Here is a 20,402-nt window from a genome sequence, read left to right on the forward strand (position 1 = left end):
TCTCGGGAGTCGGTCAGTCGGTGGCCGAGTCGGCCGTCGGCCGGAGCTCGTGCGTCCGGGTGCGGGGGCTGGGGACGGCGGCCTCGGCGGCGAGGCTGCGCTCGAGGGCGGCGACCTCCTCGCGCTCCGTCCTGCCCCAGGTCTCGCGGGTCAGCAGCGCGGCGACCAGGCCCAGCAGGCCGTAGCCGCTGAACAGCAGCGCCGGGCCGATCCAGCCGAAGCCGGCGTAGAGCGCGGTGGTGATGAGCGGGGTGAAGCCGGAGACGACCGCCGACATCTGGTAGGCCAGCGACGCGCCGGTGGTCCGGGTTTTGGTGGCGAACAGCTCCGAGAACCAGGCGCCCTGCACGCCGGCCAGCGAGTTCTGCAGGACCGCGTAGCTGATGACGAACGCGATGACGATCGCCACCGCCACGCCGGTGTTGACCACGAGGAACAGCGGGATGCCCCACAGCAGGTGCAGCGCGGTGCCCAGCAGGTACACCGGCCGCCGGCCGACGCGGTCGGTGAGCGCGCCCCAGTACGTGGTCGCGAAGATGCCGATGCCGGCGGCGATCATCGTCGCGGTGAGGGTGACCGACCGGTCGGCCAGTTCCTCGGCGGCGACGTAGGACAGCATGAACGTGACCGACACCGCGTAGCCGGCGGTCTCGGTGATCCGCAGGCAGAAGGCGCGCAGGATGTTGCGCCAGTCGTCGCGGAGCACCTCGAGGAGCGGGTTCTTGGAGAGCTCGCCCTCCTCCTTGAGTTCCTCGAACTCGGGCGACTCCTCGACCTTCAGCCGGATCACGATGCCCACGACGATCAGCACGGCGCTGAGCAGGAACGGCACCCGCCAGGCCCACGAGCCGCCCAGGGGGACGCTGGCCAGGAAGGCGAGGTTGGCCAGCAGCAGCCCCACCGGGAAGCCGGCCTGGGTGATGCCGGTGTACAGGCCCTTCTTCCGCCATGGGGCGTGTTCGAAGCACATGAGGATGGCCCCGCCCCACTCCGCGCCGAACGCGAGCCCCTGCACGACCCGGACGACCACCAGCAGGATCCCGGCCCAGACGCCGACCTGCTGGTAGGTGGGCAGGCAGCCGATGAGGACCGTCGCGATCCCCATGAGCAGCAGGGAGCCGACGAGGACCGGCTTGCGGCCGATCCGGTCACCGAGGTAGCCGCCGATGATCCCGCCGAGGGGTCGGACGGCGAAGCCGATGCCCAGGGTGGCGAAGGACAGCAGCGTGCCCGAGAGCGGGTCGTCGGCCGGGAAGAAGGCGGTGTTGAAGTACAGCGCCGCCGCGATGCCGAAGCCGATGAAGTCGTAGGTCTCGATCGTCGCCCCGACGGAGCACCCGATCGCGACCTTCTTCTTGGTCGGGGTGCCCTCGATCGGGTGCCACGCGGCGACCTCCTCGAGGTGGGGGTCGCGGACGGGTGGGTGCCGTTCGGTCATGGTGGTCTCCGGGTGAGCGTTGGGCCGTGGTCCCCGTTATCCGTTGACTGTTAACAGTCAACTCCCGACCGAGTGTGGGTGGCGTGGGTCACCGTGTCAAGGGTCACTTCTGGCCCGGCGTGCGGGGAGCGCGTCCCGGCTGCTCGCCAGCGAGGAGGTGCCGCGGCCCAGGGACCCAGAGCCGCCCAGCCGCCGGCGAGGGGACGGCCGGTCTGGCGCGGCCGGTCAGCCCGGTGCGGCGGCCGTCCCCAGGAGGTCAGTCCGGTGCGGCGGCCGTCTGCGGGGAGGTCGGGCGGACGTGACCGCCGTCCCCCGGGAGGTCCCGCAGGACGTGACCGCCGTCGGCAGGGGTCAGGCGGACGTGGCCCGGGCGAAGTGCTCCGCGGCCGCGGTCATGTGCTCGTCGACCACCTCGACGGCCGCGTCGACGTCGCCGCGCTCGATGGCGTCGACGATCGGGGCGTGCCGGTCGCGCGCCATCATGGGCGCCTGCCAGGACGCTCCGTTGAGGATGGCGACCCGCATGCGGCCCTCCAGCCGCTGCCACGCCTCCACCAGCATGGAGTTGCCCGACAGCCGGCACAGCAGCAGGTGGAAGGCCAGGTCGGCGGCCATCCGGGCGGCCGGCTCCTCCTCGTCGGAGAGCTGCTCGAGGGCCGCACGCAGCGCCGTCACGGCGGCCTCCCGCCGGGGTGAGGCGACGACCTCCCGCACCGCCAGCCCCTCCAGCGCCGCACGGACCTGGAAGAGCTCGCGGACCTCTGTGGGGGTCAAGCTGTTGACCCGCAGCATCCCCCGGTTGCCGGCGGTCACCAGGCCCTCCTGCTGGAGGTGCCGCAGGGCCTCGCGCACGGTGCCGCGACTGACCCCGAGCGAGGACGCGAGCTCGACCTCGCCGAGGTGGTCACCGGGGCGGTAGCGACCCGAGAGGACGGCCGACCGGAGCACCTCCAGGGCGCGCTCCCGCAGCGTGCTGCGGTCCAGACTGGCCAGGGGCTCGACGTCCACCGTGCACCTCCTCGTCCCCCGCATGGTATCCAGCGGCTGTCGACAACGAGGTGGCGACAGTCGACAGGCAGCTCCATCGGGGCACGCCCCGTCGGTCGCGGCGCGGCGGCGATCCGGCGGGCGCGCCCGTCGTGCAGGGCGACGGACACGCTGGTCAGCGTGCCGCGCCCCACCGGGAGAGGATGGCCGCATGACGCGGATGGACCTGCGCGTGCGGCTGCTGGGCCGGCTGGCCGGCCTCGTGTCGGTCTCCTCGATGGACGACGACCGGCTGCGGCGGGCGCAGCAGCAGCGCATCGGCCACAACCCGCTGACCGACCTGCTGTTCGGCGCAGTCGCCGGCGGCGTGTCCCTCGCGGACGGGACGGCGAAGGGCGAGGTCGATCCCGTGGCGATCCGGGTCTACCGGCCCGACCGCGCCGCCGACCGGCGACTGCCGCTCGTCGTGAACTTCCACGGCGGGGGCTGGACGATCGGGTCGCTCGACACCGCGGACTGGCTGTGCAGCCACGTGTCGGTGACCACCGGGGCCGTGGTCGTCTCGGTGGACTACCGGCTGGCGCCCGGGCACCGCTGGCCGGCGGCGGCCGAGGACTGCTACGGCGCCCTCGTCGACGTGGTCGACCGGGCGGCGGACCTCGGCGCCGACCCCGGGCGGGTCGCGGTCATGGGTGACAGCGCGGGGGGCAACCTGGCCGCCGTGGTCAGCCTGATGGCCCGCGACCGCTCCGGTCCGCGGATCGCCCATCAGGGGCTGGTCTACCCGGCGGTCGACCTCACCATGAGCAGCCCCTCGATCGAGGAGAACGCGCACGCGCCGATCCTCACGAAGGCCGACTGCCTGTCCTTCCGCGACCACTACCTGGGCGGCCAGGACCCGACACACCCCTACGCCTCACCGCTGTTCGCCGACGACCTCTCCGGGCTGCCGCCGGCGCTGGTCCAGGTGGCCGAGCACGACCCGATCCGGGACGACGGCCTGCGCTACGCCGCCGCGCTGCGCCGGGCCGGCGTCCCGGTCCGCCTGACCGGGTACGTCGCGATGCCGCACGGCTACCTGAGCTTCCCGCGGATCTGCCGCGCCGCGCCCCAGGCCCTGTCCGAGCTCTGCGCGGAACAGTCGTCCGCCCTGGCCCGGCACGCTTGAGACCCCGTCGGGCAGGGTGGGCCCGCGGAGCACCGAGACGAGGAGCACGGGGGTGGGACAGGGCATCGGGTACGACGAGCACGCGCGGCCGCGGAGGCCGCGTTGGCGCGCGCGGCGGAGCTCGGAGGGCGGGTGAGCGTCGCCGTGGTCGACCTCGCCGGCTCCGAGGTGGCCGTCGCGCGCGGCGACGGCACCCCCGGGTTCACCCCGGGGATCGCCCGGTCGAAGGCGGCCACGGCCGCGGCGTTCCGCCGTCCCTCGTGGGAGCTGGCCGAGGTCGCCGAGCGCCGCCCCGAGGTGCTGCTGGCCGCCGGCGAGCACCTGGGCTTCCGCCCCACCACCCTGGGCGGCGGCCTGCCGGTCCTGCGCGACGGCGAGGTCGTCGGCGGGGTCGGGGTGAGCGGCGCGACCCCGGAGGAGGACACCACCTGCGCCGAGGCCGCCGTCGCCGCGCTCGCCCGGGCCTGACCCGGCCCGGGCGAGCGGGACGGCGGGCGTCTCAGGGGACGAGGATCGCCCGGCCCCGGACCTTCCCGGCGTCGAGGTCGCGGAGCGCGTCCACGGCCCGGTCGAGCGGGTACTGCTGGGTGTGCAGGGTGACCTTCCCGGCCTGCGCGAGCACCATCAGCTCCGCCAGGTCGGTGTAGGTGCCGACGATGTTGCCGACGATGTTCTTCTCTCCGGCGACGAAGTCCAGCGTCGGGATGCGGAGCTCGCCGCCGTAGCCGATGACGTAGTACGAGCCGGCCGGGCCGGTCATGTGCCAGCCGTCCATCTCCGCCCCCTGCTCGGCGACGAAGTCGAGGACGACGTTCGCGCCCCCGCCGGTCAGGTCCTGGACCGCTTGCACCTGGTTGCCGTCGGCGACCACGGTCTCGTCCGCGCCGATCTGCCGGGCCAGCTCCAGGGCGTCGGGGTTGCGGTCGACCACGATGATCCGGGTGCCGGACAGGGCGGCCAGGCACTGGACGCCGATGTGGCCGAGCCCGCCCGCGCCCTGCACGACCGCGGTCGTGCCCGGGTGCAGCAGCGGCAGGGCCTTGCGCACGGCGTGGTAGGCGGTGATGCCGGCGTCGGCGAGTGCGGCGACGTCGGCGGGGTTGGTGGACGGGTCGAGCTTCACGCAGGCGCGGGCCGTGGTGCGCAGGTACTCGGCCATGCCGCCGTCGTCGTTCGACAGCCCGGGGAAGAAGGCGTTCTCGCACTGCATGTCCCGGCCGGCGCGACAGGCCGTGCACAGGCCGCAGCTGGGCTGCGGGTGCAGGATCACGGTGTCACCGACGGCGACGTTGGTGACCCCTTCCCCGACAGCGTGCACCCACCCGGCGTTCTCGTGCCCGATCACGTAGGGCAGGTCCGGGTTCTGCAGGTCGGCCCACTGGCCCTCGAGGATGTGCAGGTCGGTCCGGCAGACCCCGGCGCCGCCGATCTTGACGATGACGTCGAGCGGACCCTGGATCTGCGGTTCGGGGATGTCGTCGATCGCGGGGTCGGCGTGGTACTCGTGCACGCGGACGGCCTTCACGGCTGGGTTCCCTTCGAGACGGTGAGCGGGAGCAGGGGGCGGTCCTCGGGGCGGGGCACCTGGTCGGCCTCCGCCCCCGGGTAGCGGGTGGCGAGCAGCCCGCGGCAGAAGTGCGCGTTGCCGTCGACGGAGATCCGCACCGAGCGGGCCCGGCGCAGGACCAGGGGCGCCTGCTCGGGGGGCGGGCGGGTCCCGTCCTCGCCGACCAGGACGGGTGCCGCACCGTCCACCGGCAGGCCCAGGGCGGCCCGCCGGCGCAGCAGCGCCTCGGTCGTCGGCGCGCCGGCCGGCAGGTCGGCGAGGGTCAGGCCGGCGACGTCGGCCTCGGTCAGCGACGGGTCGGCCCGGAGCGCCGCGGTGAGCGCCCGCTCCATCGCCGCGGTGTGCGCCTTGCGGGTGAACGTGGCGCGCAGGTCGTCGAGGGAGTCCTCCGCCTCGTGCGCGAAGGTCGCCCGGTAGTCGGCGCCCGCGGCCAGGCCGCGGTTGATGAGGTCGGAGTCGGAGTGGTCGTCGAGGGCCACCACGACCCGCCCCACGCCCGGGACGGCGGTGACCGCCTCCCGGGCGTCGGAGGCCATCAGCCAGGCGAAGTTGGGCGCGCAGAACGACGTCGGCAGGCGCAGGTGGACCTCGACGTCCGACCCGCGCACCGACACCGAGCGGACGAAGCCGAGGTCGGTGATCGGCTCGTCCAGCTCGGGGTCGACGACGGCGCCGAGCGCGGTCCGGACCTCCGCGGCGAGGTCGGGCAGGACGGCGGTCATCGCGCCGCCCTCAGGCCATCGCCAGGTCGGCGGCGCCGGGCTCGCGCGGGCCGGTCTCGGTCTCGGCGGCCTCGGGCAGCCGGCACTCCTCCGGCACCGGGAGGTCGTAGAGCCGCGCCGCGTTGAGGCCGAGCACCTTCTTCTTGATCTGGGTGGTGAGCGGCGCGTACTCGGTCATGTCCTCCGGGATCTGGAAGTCCACGAACCGCTCGACCAGCCACTTCGGCGCCCAGAGGGCGTAGTCGCTGGAGAAGAGGATGCGGTCCTCGCCGATCCAGTAGACGAGCTCGCCCATGATCTGCGCGAAGTAGCGCGGCCGGGTGTGGATGAACGGGATCGCGACGGCCAGGCCCGCGTGCACGTTGGGCTCCTGGGTGGCGATCCAGCAGAAGTCCTCCAGCCGCGGCAGGCCGCAGTGCTCGACGACGAACGTCAGGTCGGGGAAGTCGGTCGCCACGTGGTCGACGTCGGCGACGTCGAACGCGTCGCGGTCCAGCGGCCGGATCGTCGGGCCCTTGTGGATGTGGATGTTGGTGATCCCGAGCTCCCGGCAGACCTCGAGGTACCGGTAGGCCATCGGGTCGGTCAGCTTCCAGCCGCGGGACTCCCCGTGCCAGTCGGCGGTGTAGAGCTTCACGCCCTTGAGGCCGAAGCGCTCGGCGTCGGCACGCAGCTGGTCCAGGCCGTTCTCGCCGTCGCGGGGGTCCCAGTAGTGGTTGTAGGTGAGCTTGTCCGGGTGCGCGTTCGCGAGAGCGGACGCCTCGTCGGTCTGCCCGAAGCCCCGGTGGTAGAACTCGGCCAGCCGGGCCGGCTGGAAGATCGCGTGGTCGACGATCCCGTCGACGAACACGTCGCGCATCAGCCGCTCGCCGCCCTGGTAGAGGTACTCCTCGTAGCCCCACACCTCGGACTCCGGGCTGAGGTTGCGGTGGTAGTCGTAGAAGCAGTCGATGAACTGCTTGCCGTGGACGTTGCGCTGGTTCTCCGGGCGCCCGTCCCACAGGGCGATGTGGGCGTCCACCACGTAGTACTTCTCGCCGTCCTTGGTGTACATCTCCGGCCTCCGCTCGGCTTGGCTGTGACGCCAGTCACGCTGGTGGGAGCGACGGTAGGCACGCCGGGACGGCGGCGGGAGCCGGTCGTTGTCTCACTTTGGAACGCCCCCTGGACGGCGCCCCGCGGGGATACATTCGTGTGGCGCGGGCCACAGCCACCAGGCCCGTTCCGCCCAGGAGGTGTCCCGTGGACGTGCAGCGGGCCGCCTCCGACCCCTTCGCCGACCCGGTGCTGGCCGCCCGGCCGGCGCCGTCCCGGCTGCGGGCCTCGTGGCGCCGCAGCCAGGACTACGGCGTCACCCCCGACGAGGTCGTCCCCGTCTTCACCGGGTCCCTGGACACCGGGTCGCTGCTGTACGAGTGCGCGCACCGGGTGCTCACCGACCTGCAGGCGACGATCCCGAACGAGCCGGTCAGCCTGATGGTGGCCGACGCCGAGGGGCTCGTGCTCGCCCGGCTCTGCAGCGACGCGGGGATCCTCCGGTCGCTCGACCGGGTCCACCTCGCCCCGGGCTTCTCCTACGCCGAGCGCAACGCCGGCACGAACGGGCTGGGCCTCTCGCTCGCCGACCGCGCGCCCTCACTGGTCCGGGCCGAGGACCACTGGTGCGCCGAACTGCGCGGGTTCACCTGCGCCGCGGTCCCGGTCGTGGACCCGGTGAGCGGGGACCTCGCGGGCAGCATCAACCTGACCACCTGGTCGGACTCCTCCTCCGAGCTGCTGCTCGGCCTGGCCCAGGCGGCCGCCAGTGCCACGAGCGCGCTGATGCTGGTCCGCGCCGGCGGGCGGACGGTCCGCCCGGCCCCGCGGGGCGAGGTCTTCCACGTCGTCGGCGGGCACCTCGCCCCCGACGCCGGCGACCCGTGCGTCTCGGCGGGGTGGCGCGGCGCGGTGGCCGACGCCGTCGCCGCGGCCGACCGGGTCACCGCCGTCGTGGGCGATCCCGGCGTGGGCAAGGCCGCGCTGGCCGCGCTGGCCCGCCGCCGGGTCGCCCCCCGGCAGCGGGTGCTGCACGCCCGGGCGCCCGAGACCGGGGACGTCGCCGCCTGGCTGGAGCTGTGGACGCCGGAGCTGCGCGACCCCGACACCCTCGTCATCGTCTCCGGCCTGCCGCACCTGCCGGCGTGGGCCGCCGAGGACCTGGCCCAGACCCTCGGCGCGGTCCGCCGCACCGGCCGGCCGCAGCCGTTCGTGCTCACCGCGCCGGACTTCACCGCCGTGCCCGGGCAGCTGGCCACCCTGGTCGACACCGTCGTCGAGGTGCCCACGCTGCGGCACCGCACCGACGACGTGGTGCCGCTGGCGCACTGGTTCGCCGAGCAGGAGCGGCACCGCGCGGTCGGCTTCACCGCCCGCGCCGCCCGCGCGCTGACCGCCTGCGCCTGGCCGGGCAACGTGCGCCAGTTGCGGCGCGCCGTCCGGGAGGCGGCGGCCCGCGCCGACCTCGTCGACGTCCACCACCTGCCGCCGGAGGTGCTCGACGCCGGCGGCCGCGCGCTCACCCGGCTGGAGCGGCTCGAGCGCGACGAGATCGTCCGCTGCCTGACCGAACCGGGGACGACGATCACCCGGGCCGCCGAGGAGCTCGGGATCGGCCGCGCCACCCTCTACCGCAAGATGGCGCAGTACAAGATCACCCTGCCGCGCTGACGGTGGGGCCGCCCGCCCACGCCGGCGCCGGCCCCTGCCCCAGTCGCCATCGCGCCGCCTCCTCCGAGGGGCTGCGCGGCCCGAGCACCACCTGCAGCGCGCGCAGCTGGGCGCGGGTCACCGGCAGCCGGACCACGCCGCTCCCCCGCCCCGGCACCCCGGCGAACCGTGCGAGCACCGGCGACACGACCAGGCCCGCGGCGCCTGCGAGCCCGCGGTAGAACACCTGCTCGGCCGGCCCCAGCCCGGGCGGCGCGGTGAGGAAGGCGCGCAGGTCGTCCGGCACGGGTTCGAGCACCGGCGCGTACGCGGCCAGCGCCTCGCCGAGCTGCGCCTCCGTCTGCGGCAGGTCGCCGGCCCCCAGGGCGCGGGCGCTGCGCGTCCACTCGCGCACGTAGGCGTCGGGCCAGCGGCGGCCGAACCGGGCCACCGGCGGGCGGCCGACGGCCCGCTGCGCGGCGAGGAAGGCATCGGTGAACGCCAGGTGCACCCAGCGCAGCAGCTCCGGGTCCCCGGCGGAGTAGGCCCGCCCGTCCTCCGTCGTCCCCCGGACCCGCGCGTGCAGCGCGCGGACCCGGGCGGCCTCCTGCTCGGCCAGCTCGGCCGACCCGAAGGTGGTGACGACCAGCCAGCGGGCGGTGCCGGCCAGCCGCGCCCACGGGTCCTCCAGGTAGGCCGAGTGGCGGCGCACCCCGGCCAGGGCCAGCGGGTGCGCGGCCTGGCCGAGCAGCGCGGCGATGCCACCGACCAGCGTGGAGAGGTCGCCGTGGACCCACCAGACGACGCCGCCGGGTTCGAACCAGCCGGGCCCCTCCCCCACCCGCCCGATGTCGCGGACCCAGCCGGGCACGCCGGTCGGGTCGCCGGAGACCCGGGCGCGGAACCGCGACCGCACGGACTCGGGCAGGGCGGTCAGCGCGGGCACGTCCCCCACGGTCCCAGCCGCAGGGGCCGCCCGCAGCGCCGCTCCGGCGCGGGCCTCAGAGTCCGAGCGCCGCGCAGAGGGCGGCCTCGTGCTCGGCCAGCCAGCGGCGGTAGTCCCCCACCGCCATCCGGACGTCGGACCGGGCGTACTCGGCGAAGGCGGCGTGCCCCGCGGCGGCGTACCGCTCGACGAGCCGGGAGAACCACTCCTGGTTCTGCTGGACGGCCGCGAGGAACCGGCGCCGGTCGGCGTCGTCGAGGCCGTAGCCGTCGACGAAGACCCGCAGCCGGGCGACCGCGCGCTCCCGCCGGGCGTCGCCGACGGTGGCCGCCCGCCGCAGCGGCGCCCACAGGCGGGCCGCGCACGCGACGTCCCACACCCGGGAGCCGGGGCCGGCGAGGTCGAAGTCGATGAGGGCGACCGCGCGGCCGTCGCGGAAGACGACGTTGTCGAGGTTCGGGTCGTTGTGGCTGACCAGCTCGCCTGCGAACGGCGCCGGCAGGGCGTCCGGCCAGGTGTGGGGCGACGGGTCGAACCCGACCACCGCCTCGTGGTAGGCGCGCAGCAGCTCGGCCACGCTGACCAGCGCCTCGTCGGTGAGCGCCCACGCGGGGTAGGGCGGGAGGACGGTCGTCCCGGGGACGTAGCCGAGCACCTCCCGCCCCTGCTCGTCGACCCCGAGGAACCGCGGGGCCCCGGCGAACCCGACGTCCGCCAGGTGGCGGAGCAGGGCGTGGGTGGCCGGGCTGGTGCGCCGCAGCGGGCGGCGGACGGTGTCGCCCACCCGGACCACCCGCCCGCGGTTGGCGAGCCCGCCGGGCAGCGGCACCTCGCGCACGGCTCCCTCCGGCCGGTGTCGACCGCTCACGCCGCCTCGAGCAGGGCCTCGGCGAACGACCGGTGCGTGACCAGGCCCCGCACCAGGCCGCTGCGCAGCGCGGCACGCGCCGCGGGCACCTTCGCCACGCCGTACGGGATGGCGATGACCTCGGCGATGGCGCGCATCTGCTCGGCGTCGATGCCGATCATCCGCTCGGTCAGTCCGGTGCGGACCGGCTCGCCGTCGGCGGTCAGGAAGACCCCCGACACCTCGGCGCAGACCCCCAGCCGGGCGAGATCGGCCCGGTCGCGCTCGCGGGCGGTGTCGTGCAGCGTCGACTGGCCGGGCGCCCACAGCCCCACGCCGACGACCGCCTTGGTCACCCGGGGCAGCTGGTCGAAGGCGAGCGCGACCTCCCGCTGGCGGCGCAGGGCGGACGCGGTCGCCGCGTCCGGCAGCGTGAACGGCGCGTAGAAGACGTAGGCCGGCCCACCGGCCGCCCGGGCCACGTCGCGGACGACGTCGATCGAGGTCTCGGCGCCGTCCGGCAGGGCGAGCGCCCCGGTGAGCTGGACGACCGGGACAGGGGCCAGCCGGTGCAGCGCCCGGGCCATCGCGCCGACCGAGCGGGACCACGCGACGCCGAGCACGTCCTCGGGGCCGGTCACCTCGGCGAGCAGTTCGGCGGCGACCTGGCCCAGGTGCTTGCGGACCGCGTCGGGCGAGCTCTCCGAGGTGTCCACCACCACGGCGTGCTCGAGGCCGAACGCGTCCTGGAGCCGCGCGGACAGGTCGACGTCGACCAGCCCGCGGGAGCCGATCTCGATGCGGACCAGGCCGGTGGCCCGGGCGGTGTCGATCAGCCGCGCGACCTTGAACCGGCTCAGCCCGAACTCCTCGGCGATCTCGACCTTCGACCGCCCGTCCAGGTAGTAGCGGCGGGCCACCGAGGCGGAGAGCACCAGCGACGCCGGCCCGGAGAGCTGGCTGACCACGTCGACCTCCCTGCTCAGATGAGCACCCCGCGCCCATGTTCGCACCTCGACTTGACGACGTGTGATCCAGGTCACGAGACTTCCGACCACGACGGCACTGCCGGTCGGGGGACGGGGGTGCACCCGTCCGCGGGCCAACCACGGGAGAGCTGAGGCAGATCGTGACCGCAGCAGCAGAGACTCCGGCAGGGACCACGACGAAGGGCTCCGGCGCCCGGGTGGCGGTGCAGAAGTTCGGCACCTTCCTGTCCGGGATGATCATGCCGAACATCGCCGCGTTCATCGCCTGGGGCTTCATCACCGCGTTCTTCATCGAGACCGGGTGGACGCCGATCCCGGGGATCGGCGGCTTCGGGGAGAACGCCGCCGGCGAGCCGAACACCGGCCTCGTCGGCCCGATGATCCGCTACATGCTGCCGCTGCTGATCGCGGTGCAGGGCGGCCGGATGGTCTACGGCGTCCGCGGTGCCGTGGTCGCCGCCGTGGCCACCATGGGCGTCATCGTCAGCACCGAGCAGCCGATGTTCCTCGGCGCGCTGATCATGGCCCCGCTCGCCGCCTGGGTGATGAAGCAGCTCGACAAGCTGTGGGACGGCAAGATCAAGCCCGGCTTCGAGATGCTGGTCAACAACTTCTCCGCCGGCATCGTCGCGGCCGCGCTGGCGGTCGTCGGCTTCTTCACGTTCGGCCCGGTCATCGAGACCGTCTCCCGCGGCCTGGGCAACGGCGTCGACTGGCTGGTCGCCAACGGGGTGCTCCCGCTGGCCAGCATCATCATCGAGCCGGCCAAGGTGCTGTTCCTCAACAACGCCATCAATCACGGCGTGCTCACCCCGCTGGGCATCCAGCAGTCCGCGGAGACGGGCCAGTCGATCCTCTTCCTGCTCGAGGCCAACCCCGGCCCGGGCATGGGCGTCCTGCTGGCGTACTGCTTCTTCGGCACCGGGCTGGCCCGCAGCACCGCCCCGGCCGCCGCGGTCATCCACTTCTTCGGCGGGATCCACGAGATCTACTTCCCGTACGTGCTGGCCAAGCCGATCCTGCTGCTGGGCACCATCACCGGCGGCATGGTGGGCATCGGGACCCTCGTCCTCTTCGACGCCGGTCTGCGGGCGCCGGCCGCCCCCGGCTCGATCATCGCGGTCCTCGCGCAGACCCCGGGCGGCAGCTTCGCCGGTGTGATCCTGTCGGTGGTCCTGTCCGCGGTGACCTCCTTCGTCATCTGCTCCCTGCTGCTCAAGACCAGCCGCAAGAAGGTCGCGGACCTGTCGGCCGCGACCGCCGAGATGGAGGAGCTGAAGGGCAAGAAGAGCTCGGTCTCCGGCGTCCTGACCAGCAACGACGAGCGGGCCGTGGAGGAGCTCGAGGCCCGGGCCGAGGCCGCCGAGGAGGCGCACGAGGCCAAGTCGCACCGCGCGCCGATCCACAGCATCGTGTTCGCCTGCGACGCGGGGATGGGCTCGAGCGCCATGGGCGCCTCGGTGCTCCGCAACAAGATCAAGAAGGCCGGCTTCACCGACGTCACCGTGACCAACCAGGCGATCGCCAACCTGACCGACAACGTGGACCTGATCGTCACGCACCAGGACCTCACCCCGCGCGCGCAGGGCATGTCGCCGTCGGCCCAGCACGTGTCGGTGGACAACTTCATGAACAGCCCGAAGTACGACGCGATCGTCGAGCAGCTGAAGGTGACCAACGCGCACGAGTCGGGCGCCCAGCAGTGAGCCGCCCGGCGGAGAGGGAGGGCATCAGGTGAGCGACATCCTCGCGCCGGACCAGGTCCGGGTCCCGGGCACGGCCACGACCAAGGACGACGCCATCCGCGAGGCCGGGCAGCTCCTGGTGGACGCCGGCGCGGTCTCCCCCGCCTACGTGGACGCGATGTTCGAGCGCGAGAAGTCGGTGTCCACCTACATGGGCAACTACCTGGCCATCCCGCACGGCACCAACGAGTCGAAGGACACCATCAACCGGTCGGCCCTCTCGGTCGTGCGCTACGACTCGCCGATCGACTGGGGCGGCAACGAGGTCCGCTTCGCCGTCGGGGTCGCCGGGGTCGAGGGCGGCCACCTGGAGATCCTCAACAAGATCGCCATCGTCTTCTCCGACGAGGACGAGGTGCAGAAGCTGATCGCCGCCACGTCCGCCGAGGAGGTCTACGCGCTCCTGCACGCGGTCAACGAGGAGTGAACCCGGCGATGCGACGACGAGGTGGGGACAGATGAAGGTCTTGCGGTTCTACGCACCCGAGGACGTGCGGCTCGAGGACGCGCCCGAGCCCGAGTGCGGGCCGGACGAGGTGAAGCTGCGGGTCCGCAACTGCTCGACCTGCGGCACCGACGTGAAGATCCTGCACAACGGGCACCAGAACCTGAGCCCGCCGCGGATCATCGGGCACGAGGTCGCCGGTGAGGTCGTGGAGGTGGGGGCCGACGTCGACGGCTGGTCGGTCGGCGACCGCGCGCAGGTGATCGCCGCCGTGCCCTGCGGCGAGTGCTACGAGTGCCGCAAGGGCTGGATGGCGGTCTGCGAGAACCAGACCTCGATCGGCTACCAGTACGACGGCGGGTTCGCCGAGTACATGATCGTCCCGCGCCAGGTGCTCAAGGTCGACGGGCTCAACCGGATCCCGGACACCATCGGTTTCGACGAGGCCTCGGCGGCCGAGCCGTTCGCCTGTGCGATCAACGCCCAGGAGCTCATCTCGGTCGGCGACGGCGACATCGTCGTCGTCTTCGGCGCCGGTCCGATCGGCTGCCTGCACACCCGCCTGGCGCGGGCCAACGGTGCCAGCCGGGTGTTCCTCATCGACGTGCTCGCCGACCGGCTGGCGATGTCGGCCGAGGCGGTCAAGCCCGACGAGGTCCTCAACGGCCGCGAGGTCGACGTCGTCGAGCGGGTCAAGGAGCTCACCGACGGCCGCGGCGCCGACGCCGTCATCACCGCGACCGCCGCCAACGTCGCCCAGGAGCAGGCGATCCGGATGGCGGCCCGCCGCGGGCGCATCTCCTTCTTCGGCGGGCTGCCGAAGACCAACCCGTTCATCCAGTGCGACTCGAACCTGGTCCACTACCGGGAACTGATGATCATGGGGGCCAACGGGTCGGCCCCGTCGCACAACAAGCGGGCGCTGGAGTACATCGCCAGCGGCGAGGTCCCGGTCAAGGACCTCATCACCGTGCACCTGCCCCTGGAGCGGGCCATGGAGGCCTTCGACATCGTGGCGAAGGGCGAGGCGATCAAGGTCACCGTCGAGCCCTGACCCGCGACGCCGGGGGCCTCATCCCCGGACGGTGCGCACCAGCCGCCGCGCGCCGGCCCAGGCGCCGAGCCCGGCGAGCACCCACGGGCCGGCGACGACGACCGGGTCGAGGACCTGGTGCCGGATGTCGCTGCGCCCGCGCCGCGAGCGCAGCCCGCCGTGGGTGAGTTCACCGCGGACTCCGGTCTCGGTGACCGGGTCGTCCGGCCGGAGGGTGCCGAACGAGCGGAGGTGGCTACCCGAGGCGTCGACCCGGTCACCGACGATCAGCAGCAGCCAGTGCGCCAGGCGGCCCTCGCTGAAGCGACGGTAGGCCAGCCCGCGGATCGCCCCGGACAGCCCGTGGAGCGGCTGCGCCGTGCCGAAGACCGGGGGGACGAAGGCGTGCTCGATCGAGCGCTCCCGCGGCCGCTCCTCCGGCTGCCGTTCGGGGAACTCCCAGTGCGCGCCGGTGTCGGCCGGGTACTGCAGCTTGGGGTACGACGGCCGGTCGGCCGGGTCGAGGTCGGCGCCCCAGCCCGGGATCCGGGCGCGCAACTGCTCGGGCGTCTCGCGGGCGGCGCGCTTCTCCCGGACGTAGGCGCTGGGGATGTCGGGGTGGGTCATCGTCGCGCTCCTCAGGCCGCGTCGGGCAGGACCAGCGGCTTGATGCAGCCGTCGAGCTTGGCCGAGAACACGTGGTAGGCCTCGGCGATGTGCTCCAGCGGGAACCGGTGGGTGACCATCGCCCGCGGCGTGAGGTGGCCGTTGCGCACGTGCTCGAACATCCGCGGCCACTGGCGCTTCACCGGCGTCTGGTTCATCCGCAGCGTGAGCCCCTTGTTGAGCGCGTCGCCGAACTTGACCGCGTTGGGGATCGGCCCGTAGGCGCCGACGACGGAGACGGTGCCGCCCTTGCGCACACCGTCGATCGCCCAGTTCAGCGCGACCGGCGACCCGCCCTGCAGCTTGAGCTTGGTGCCGGTGACGTGCTGCAGGAAGTTGCCGTCGGCCTCCGCGCCCGCCGCCTCGATGACGACGTCGGCGCCGAGGAAGTCGGTCTGCTTCTTCAGCTCGACCACGATGTCGTCGTACTCGTCGTAGTCCAGCGTCTCGGCGTAGGCCATGGTCCGCGCCTTCTCCAGCCGTTCCTGCAGGTGGTCGACGACGATCACCCGGCCCGCACCCATGAGCCACGACGACTGGGCGGCGATCAGGCCGACCGGCCCGGCACCGAGGACGACGACGGTGTCGCCCTCGGCGATCTCGCCCAGCTGCGCGCCGAAGTACCCGGTCGCGGCGGCGTCGGTCAGCAGGACGGCGTCCTCGTCGTGCATCCAGTCGGGGATCCGCGCCGGGCCGACGTCGGCGAACGGGACGCGCACGTACTGCGCCTGGCCGCCGTCGTAGCCGCCGGTGGTGTGCGAGTAGCCGTAGATGCCGCCCACCGCGGTCGCGTTCGGGTTGACGTTGTGGCAGTTGGAGTACAGCCCGCGGGCGCAGAACCAGCACGACCCGCAGGAGATGTTGAACGGCACCATCACGCGGTCGCCGACCTGCAGGTTCTGCACCGAGGACCCGACCTGCTCCACGACGCCGATGAACTCGTGGCCGAAGGTGTGCCCGATCCGGGTGTCCGGCATCATCCCGTGGTAGAGGTGCAGGTCGGAGCCGCAGATCGCGGCCAGGGTGACCCGCACGATGGCGTCGTTCGGGTGCTCGACGGCCGGGACGTCCTTCTCCTCGACCCGCACCTTGTAGGGCCCCCGGTACACCATCGCCCGCATCGGGCCTCCTCCGCGCCGCGCCGTCCCGGACGGCCGGGGTCTGCCCACTGCGGGGGGCTCCCGAAACGGACCCCCCGCCACGACCGGCGCGGGTCAGGCCGCGCCGCCGCCCGCCGCCGGCGTCGGAGCGGCGGCGGGCGGGTCCCCGGCGCTCGCGGGCGGCCGCTGGAAGAGCACGTAGAGGTAGACCAGCGCCGGCACGAGCACCAGCGCCCCCACGAGCAGCGCGACGAGCATCGCGACCAGCGTGGCCCGGCCGGTCGCGGCCTCCTCGATGGTCAGGTCCGGGACGAGGACGTAGGGGTACTGCGCGACCGCCCAGCCGACCAGGATCGCGGTCACCGCCACCGCCGAGGCCGCCCGCGCGGGCACGAACCGCCCCGCCCAGAGCAGCCTGAGCGCGGTCAGGCCGGCCGCGACCGACAGCACCACCACGGGCAGCGCCCGACCGGTGAGCCCCTCGAACAGCTGGGGCGCGTCGGCCCGCAGCACGAACAGGCCGGCGATGCCGACGGCGCCGGTCACCGCCGCCGTCCCGAGGGCACGCGCCCGGAACTGGCGGGCGAGGTCGTCGGCCCCCTCGCGGCGGGCGTCGGCGCAGAGGAACACGGCTGCGAGGTAGGCGCAGACCAGCACGGCCAGCACCCCGCCGAGCAGCGACGTCGGGTTGAGCCAGCTGGTCACGACGTCGCCGGCCGCGATGCCCGGCGGGACCCGGCCCGAGGCGACCCCGCCGACGACGGCGCCGAGGAAGATCGGGGTCAGCAGGGACGACAGGGCGAAGGCCGCGCCGAGGAACCGGCGCATGCCCAGGGTGCTGGTGCTCTTGCGGAAGGCGAACGCCGCCCCGCGGGCGATCATCCCGAACGCGGCCAGGGTCAGCGGGACGTACAGGGTGGTCACGACCGCGGCGAACGCGCCGGAGAACGCCGTCCACAGGACGACGAGGACGAAGATCAGCCAGACGTGGTTGGCCTCCCACACGGGCGCGATGGAGTGCTCGATGAGCTCCCGCTGCCGCGCGCCCCGCCGGGTGCCGCCGGCGAGCAGGTCCCAGATGCCCGCTCCGAAGTCCGCCCCGCCGAACAGGCCGTAGGCGACCAGCCCGACGAACATGACGCTGAGCACCACGTCGGCGAGGGTCACCGCACCGCCACCTCGTCGCCGTGCGGGTCGGGCGGGCGGGCGTCGACCTCCTGGGGCGCCGGGGTGTCCCCGTGGCGGGCCAGCCGCCGCAGCACGTACACCGTCAGCGCGGTCAGGACGACGTAGACCACGACCACGGCGTAGAAGCCCAGGTACAGGCCGGGTGCGGGGCTCACCGCGTCGGCCGTGCGCAGGATGCCGTAGACGGTCCAGGGCTGCCGGCCGACCTCGGTGGTGATCCAGCCGGCCTCCATCGCGACGATCGCCGCGGCGCCGGAGACGGCCACGGCGCGGAGGAACCACGGCGTCCGGGGGATGCGCCGGCGCCGCCACCACGTCCAGCCGAAGACGAGCGCCAGCAGCAGCAGGGCGGACCCGAGGCCGACCATCGTGTCGTAGGCCAGGTGCACCACGTTCACGGGCGGCCGCTCGTCGGCGGGGAACTCCTCCAGGCCGAGCACCACGCCGTCCGGGTCGTGGTGGATCAGCAGCGAGAGGCCGTTCGGGATCTCGACCGCGTAGTGCAGGTCGTCGTCGTAGTAGAGCCCGCCGACGGACAGCGGGGCGCCGGCGGTGGTCTCGTACTGCGCCTCCATCGCGGCGAGCTTGGCCGGCTGGTTGTCCGCCACGGTGTTGGCGATCCAGTCGCCCACCCCGATCTGCACCGGGGTGAGGACGGCGGCGAAGGCCAGCGGGACGAGCAGGCCGAGGACGTGGTGCCGGTCGCGGCGCCCGCGCAGCATGCCGACGGCGTAGACCGACGCGATGGTGAAGCCGGTGACCATGTACCCGGCGAGCAGCATGTGCGTCACCTGCGGCCAGGTCGACGGGCCGAACATGGCCGCCCACGGGTCCGCGTCGACCACCCGCCCCTCGGCGTCGAGCCGGAAGCCGGTGGGGTTGTTCATCCAGGCGTTCGCCGCGACGACGAAGAAGGCCCCGGCCATCCCGGAGACCACCATCGGCAGCGCGCTGACCATGTGCGCCCGCGGGGAGAGCCGGTTCCAGCCGAACAGGTAGACGCCGACGAAGATCGCCTCGATGAAGAAGGCGAACCCCTCCAGCACGAACGGGAAGCCGTAGACCTCGCCGAAGCGGTCCATGAGGCCCGGCCACAGGATGCCCATCTCGAACGACAGCAGCGTCCCCGAGACCGCGCCCGCGGCGAAGAGCACGCCCATCGCGCGGGCCCAGGTGTGCGCCAGCCCGAGCAGCGCCGCGTCGCCGCGCCGGTGCCCGCGCCACTCCACGAACACCGTGATCAGCGGGAACGCGATCCCGAAGCAGGCGAAGACGATGTGCCAGCCCAGGGAGACCGCCATCTGCATCCGCGCGGGAACGAGGTTCTCCGCCGCGTCGGCGAGCACGTCCACAGCGTCCACGCGGGTCTCCGCTCGCGAGCCGGGTGCCAGCAGCATGAGCCCCGATCCCCGCGCGCCGCAACGTCCAGCGGGGCGGCCGGGCGGGCTTCGCGGACCGCTCGGCCGGCGGGCTACGCGGACCGCTCGGCCGGCCTCGACCGCGCCGGTCGGACGCGGTTGCCGAGGACCTCGAGGGCGCCGGGGACCCCGTCGACGACCACGGCGTCGACGCCGGCCTCGACGAGGACGCGCGCCGGCGCGGCGGCCGGGCACCACACCATGAGCCGCCGCCGGGCCCCGTGCACGAACTCCACCGCGCGCGCCACGACGGTGGGGTCCACCGCACCGCTCCCCGGGTCCCCGCCGAGGGACCCCACGTGCAGGCCCAGGACGTCGACGTCCATGTGCGCGCACCCGGCGACCGCCGCCCCGAGGGGGAAGGAGCGCCAGGTCAGCCAGGCGAGCGCGACCCGCGGCGCCGCCGTCCGCAGCCGGGTCAGGGCGGCGGGGTCGAAGGAGGAGACCACCACGCGGCGCCGGTCGCCCTCGGCGGCCACCACCGGGCCGAGCAGTCCCGCGGTGGTGCGGTCCGGCTCCCGCAGGCTGTCCTCGACGCAGGACTTGAGGTCCAGGTCCAGCCCGACGCCCTCGGGCAGGTGCTCCAGCAGCGCCGCCAGGCGCAGCGACCCGCGCCGGTCGGCCTCGTCGACCGGGACGTCGGCCAGCCGCGTGCCGTCCGGGTACACCTCGTCGTGCTCGACGACGAGGACGTCGTCCCGCGTGCGGCGGACGTCGGCCTCGACCCAGCCCATCCCGAGCGTGACCGCGGAGGTGAACGACGCCAGCGTGTTCTCGCGGTGGCCCGACACGACCCCGCACCCGAGGCCGCGGTGCCCGATCACCACCGGCCCGTCGTCGAAGACCGTCGCCCCGGCGTCCCCCCTGGGCAGCCACTCCCCGGACGCCCGGACCGGGGCTCGTCCGCGGAGCGCACCCGTCGCCGGGCCCCGGCTCGACGGTCGCGTCATGAGCGTCTCCTCCGCTCGACACCAGGCCGCTGTCGAGTCTGACCCACCACCCCGGACGGTGGCAGGGCCCGCGACACGCCCGCGGTTTCCGGCCGTTCGACGGGCGGGACGCCGGGTCGGCACGTACGGTGTGACCGCCGACACACTGCGTCCGCAGAAGGTGCGGCCCCCCTGCCGGCAACGACGCCCGAGGAGCCCCGTTGATGACCCCGTGCGACCACAACAACCACACCTTCTGCACCGGCGAGTGCGGCTGCGTCTGCCACGACGGCGACTGCGACTGAGGAACACCCGTCCCCCTCACCGGAGAGGGACCCCGTCCTCCCCACCCTTCGCAGGCTCGGGGTGGGACCCGGGACGGGGCCGCGGTGAGCCTCTGGACGGGGCGGGGGGGGGGGGGGGGGGGGGGGGGGGGGGGGGGGGGGGGGGGGGGGGGGGGGGGGGGGGCGGGGGCGGGGGGCGCGGCCGGGCCGCGAGGCGGCGCGGGGTCGCAGTCCGTCGGCAGTGG

At 74.0% G+C, this 20,402-nt stretch carries 18 protein-coding genes and 1 pseudogene; 6 read left to right on the forward strand and 13 right to left on the reverse strand.

Annotation, left to right across the window (positions count from 1 at the left end; all coding sequences use genetic code 11):
- Positions 1-13 precede the first annotated feature (13 nt).
- Together ACI782_RS20270 and ACI782_RS20275 are read right to left on the reverse strand one after the other, a co-directional pair.
- Positions 14-1,438: an MFS transporter gene (locus ACI782_RS20270; protein ID WP_456911892.1), complete on the reverse strand. Its 1,425-nt coding sequence runs from the start codon at positions 1,436-1,438 to the stop codon at positions 14-16.
- Between the two features lie 351 nt (positions 1,439-1,789).
- A complete protein-coding gene (locus ACI782_RS20275; protein ID WP_456911893.1) occupies positions 1,790-2,446 on the reverse strand; it encodes a GntR family transcriptional regulator in 657 nt (218 codons plus the stop codon).
- A 190-nt stretch (positions 2,447-2,636) separates the two neighbouring features.
- On the opposite strand from ACI782_RS20275, the gene ACI782_RS20280 reads away from it, so the two are divergent.
- A complete protein-coding gene (locus ACI782_RS20280; RefSeq protein ID WP_456911894.1) occupies positions 2,637-3,593 on the forward strand; it encodes an alpha/beta hydrolase in 957 nt (318 codons plus the stop codon).
- An 87-nt stretch (positions 3,594-3,680) separates the two neighbouring features.
- Positions 3,681-4,061, forward strand: a pseudogene (locus tag ACI782_RS20285) (heme-binding protein); the annotation flags it as partial.
- 31 nt (positions 4,062-4,092) lie between these two features.
- Here ACI782_RS20285 and ACI782_RS20290 read toward each other — a convergent pair.
- From ACI782_RS20290 to ACI782_RS20300, 3 genes are read right to left on the reverse strand one after another with little or no spacing between them, the layout of a single operon-like run.
- A complete protein-coding gene (locus tag ACI782_RS20290) occupies positions 4,093-5,118 on the reverse strand; it encodes an NAD(P)-dependent alcohol dehydrogenase (protein WP_456911895.1) in 1,026 nt (341 codons plus the stop codon).
- Positions 5,115-5,882 (reverse strand): iron-sulfur cluster assembly protein, encoded by a 768-nt coding sequence (locus ACI782_RS20295; RefSeq protein WP_456911896.1) that lies wholly within the window; start codon positions 5,880-5,882, stop codon positions 5,115-5,117. Before ACI782_RS20295 ends, ACI782_RS20290 begins: the two co-directional genes overlap by 4 nt.
- 10 nt (positions 5,883-5,892) lie before the next feature.
- Entirely contained in the window at positions 5,893-6,936 is a 1,044-nt protein-coding gene (locus tag ACI782_RS20300) for an amidohydrolase family protein (protein WP_456911897.1), read from the reverse strand.
- A gap of 188 nt (positions 6,937-7,124) precedes the next feature.
- On the opposite strand from ACI782_RS20300, the gene ACI782_RS20305 reads away from it, so the two are divergent.
- Positions 7,125-8,588, forward strand: a complete 1,464-nt coding sequence (locus ACI782_RS20305) for an AAA-type ATPase lid domain-containing protein (protein WP_456911898.1) — start codon at positions 7,125-7,127, stop codon at positions 8,586-8,588.
- On the opposite strand, the gene ACI782_RS20310 is transcribed toward ACI782_RS20305, so the two are convergent.
- Genes ACI782_RS20310 through ACI782_RS20320 form a run of 3 tightly spaced genes read right to left on the reverse strand, consistent with a single transcriptional unit; the run spans position 8,572 to position 11,328 of the window.
- Positions 8,572-9,513, reverse strand: a complete 942-nt coding sequence (locus tag ACI782_RS20310) for an oxygenase MpaB family protein (protein WP_456911899.1) — start codon at positions 9,511-9,513, stop codon at positions 8,572-8,574. The genes ACI782_RS20305 and ACI782_RS20310 overlap by 17 nt on opposite strands.
- Positions 9,514-9,568: 55 nt before the next feature.
- Positions 9,569-10,351 (reverse strand): phosphotransferase, encoded by a 783-nt coding sequence (locus ACI782_RS20315; protein ID WP_456911900.1) that lies wholly within the window; start codon positions 10,349-10,351, stop codon positions 9,569-9,571.
- 26 nt (positions 10,352-10,377) lie between these two features.
- A complete protein-coding gene (locus ACI782_RS20320) occupies positions 10,378-11,328 on the reverse strand; it encodes a sugar-binding transcriptional regulator (protein WP_456911901.1) in 951 nt (316 codons plus the stop codon).
- 161 nt (positions 11,329-11,489) lie between these two features.
- Here ACI782_RS20320 and ACI782_RS20325 point away from each other — a divergent pair, with 161 nt between their 5' ends.
- Genes ACI782_RS20325 through ACI782_RS20335 form a run of 3 tightly spaced genes read left to right on the forward strand, consistent with a single transcriptional unit; the run spans position 11,490 to position 14,593 of the window.
- Positions 11,490-13,055 carry a PTS mannitol transporter subunit IICB gene (locus ACI782_RS20325; RefSeq protein WP_456911902.1) on the forward strand — a complete coding sequence of 522 codons (1,566 nt, stop codon included), beginning with the start codon at positions 11,490-11,492 and terminating at the stop codon, positions 13,053-13,055.
- Positions 13,056-13,083: 28 nt separating this feature from the next.
- On the forward strand, positions 13,084-13,521 hold the full coding sequence (locus ACI782_RS20330; RefSeq protein ID WP_456911903.1) for a PTS sugar transporter subunit IIA: 438 nt from the start codon (positions 13,084-13,086) through the stop codon (positions 13,519-13,521).
- A 31-nt stretch (positions 13,522-13,552) separates the two neighbouring features.
- Positions 13,553-14,593, forward strand: a complete 1,041-nt coding sequence (locus tag ACI782_RS20335; protein ID WP_456911904.1) for a zinc-dependent dehydrogenase — start codon at positions 13,553-13,555, stop codon at positions 14,591-14,593.
- Between the two features lie 18 nt (positions 14,594-14,611).
- Here ACI782_RS20335 and ACI782_RS20340 read toward each other — a convergent pair whose 3' ends face one another.
- The 5 genes from ACI782_RS20340 to ACI782_RS20360 all read right to left on the reverse strand — a co-directional run bounded on the left by ACI782_RS20340 (position 14,612) and on the right by ACI782_RS20360 (position 19,894).
- Complete coding sequence (locus ACI782_RS20340; protein ID WP_456911905.1) at positions 14,612-15,199, reverse strand: hypothetical protein; 588 nt, start codon at positions 15,197-15,199, stop codon at positions 14,612-14,614.
- A gap of 11 nt (positions 15,200-15,210) precedes the next feature.
- A complete protein-coding gene (locus ACI782_RS20345; protein ID WP_456911906.1) occupies positions 15,211-16,359 on the reverse strand; it encodes a zinc-dependent alcohol dehydrogenase in 1,149 nt (382 codons plus the stop codon).
- Positions 16,360-16,452: 93 nt separating this feature from the next.
- A complete protein-coding gene (locus ACI782_RS20350) occupies positions 16,453-17,505 on the reverse strand; it encodes a cytochrome d ubiquinol oxidase subunit II (RefSeq protein WP_456911907.1) in 1,053 nt (350 codons plus the stop codon).
- Positions 17,502-18,887 (reverse strand): cytochrome ubiquinol oxidase subunit I, encoded by a 1,386-nt coding sequence (locus ACI782_RS20355; RefSeq protein WP_456911908.1) that lies wholly within the window; start codon positions 18,885-18,887, stop codon positions 17,502-17,504. Before ACI782_RS20355 ends, ACI782_RS20350 begins: the two co-directional genes overlap by 4 nt.
- A gap of 110 nt (positions 18,888-18,997) precedes the next feature.
- Positions 18,998-19,894, reverse strand: coding sequence for a glycerophosphodiester phosphodiesterase (locus ACI782_RS20360; RefSeq protein WP_456911909.1), 897 nt, complete (start codon positions 19,892-19,894; stop codon positions 18,998-19,000).
- Between the last annotated feature and the right edge of the window lie 508 nt (positions 19,895-20,402).

Source organism: Geodermatophilus sp. SYSU D00703 (assembly GCF_054050155.1).

What these genes read in the sequence shown, in the direction of transcription:
- ACI782_RS20270 (WP_456911892.1), bottom strand. Translation starts at nt 1,438, where the DNA reads ATGACCGAACGGCACCCACCCGTCCGCGACCCCCACCTCGAGGAGGTC.
- ACI782_RS20280 (WP_456911894.1), top strand. Translation starts at nt 2,637, where the DNA reads ATGACGCGGATGGACCTGCGCGTGCGGCTGCTGGGCCGGCTGGCCGGC.
- ACI782_RS20295 (WP_456911896.1), bottom strand. Translation starts at nt 5,882, where the DNA reads ATGACCGCCGTCCTGCCCGACCTCGCCGCGGAGGTCCGGACCGCGCTC.
- ACI782_RS20300 (WP_456911897.1), bottom strand. Translation starts at nt 6,936, where the DNA reads ATGTACACCAAGGACGGCGAGAAGTACTACGTGGTGGACGCCCACATC.
- ACI782_RS20335 (WP_456911904.1), top strand. Translation starts at nt 13,553, where the DNA reads ATGAAGGTCTTGCGGTTCTACGCACCCGAGGACGTGCGGCTCGAGGAC.
- ACI782_RS20340 (WP_456911905.1), bottom strand. Translation starts at nt 15,199, where the DNA reads ATGACCCACCCCGACATCCCCAGCGCCTACGTCCGGGAGAAGCGCGCC.
- ACI782_RS20345 (WP_456911906.1), bottom strand. Translation starts at nt 16,359, where the DNA reads ATGCGGGCGATGGTGTACCGGGGGCCCTACAAGGTGCGGGTCGAGGAG.
- ACI782_RS20360 (WP_456911909.1), bottom strand. Translation starts at nt 19,894, where the DNA reads ATGACGCGACCGTCGAGCCGGGGCCCGGCGACGGGTGCGCTCCGCGGA.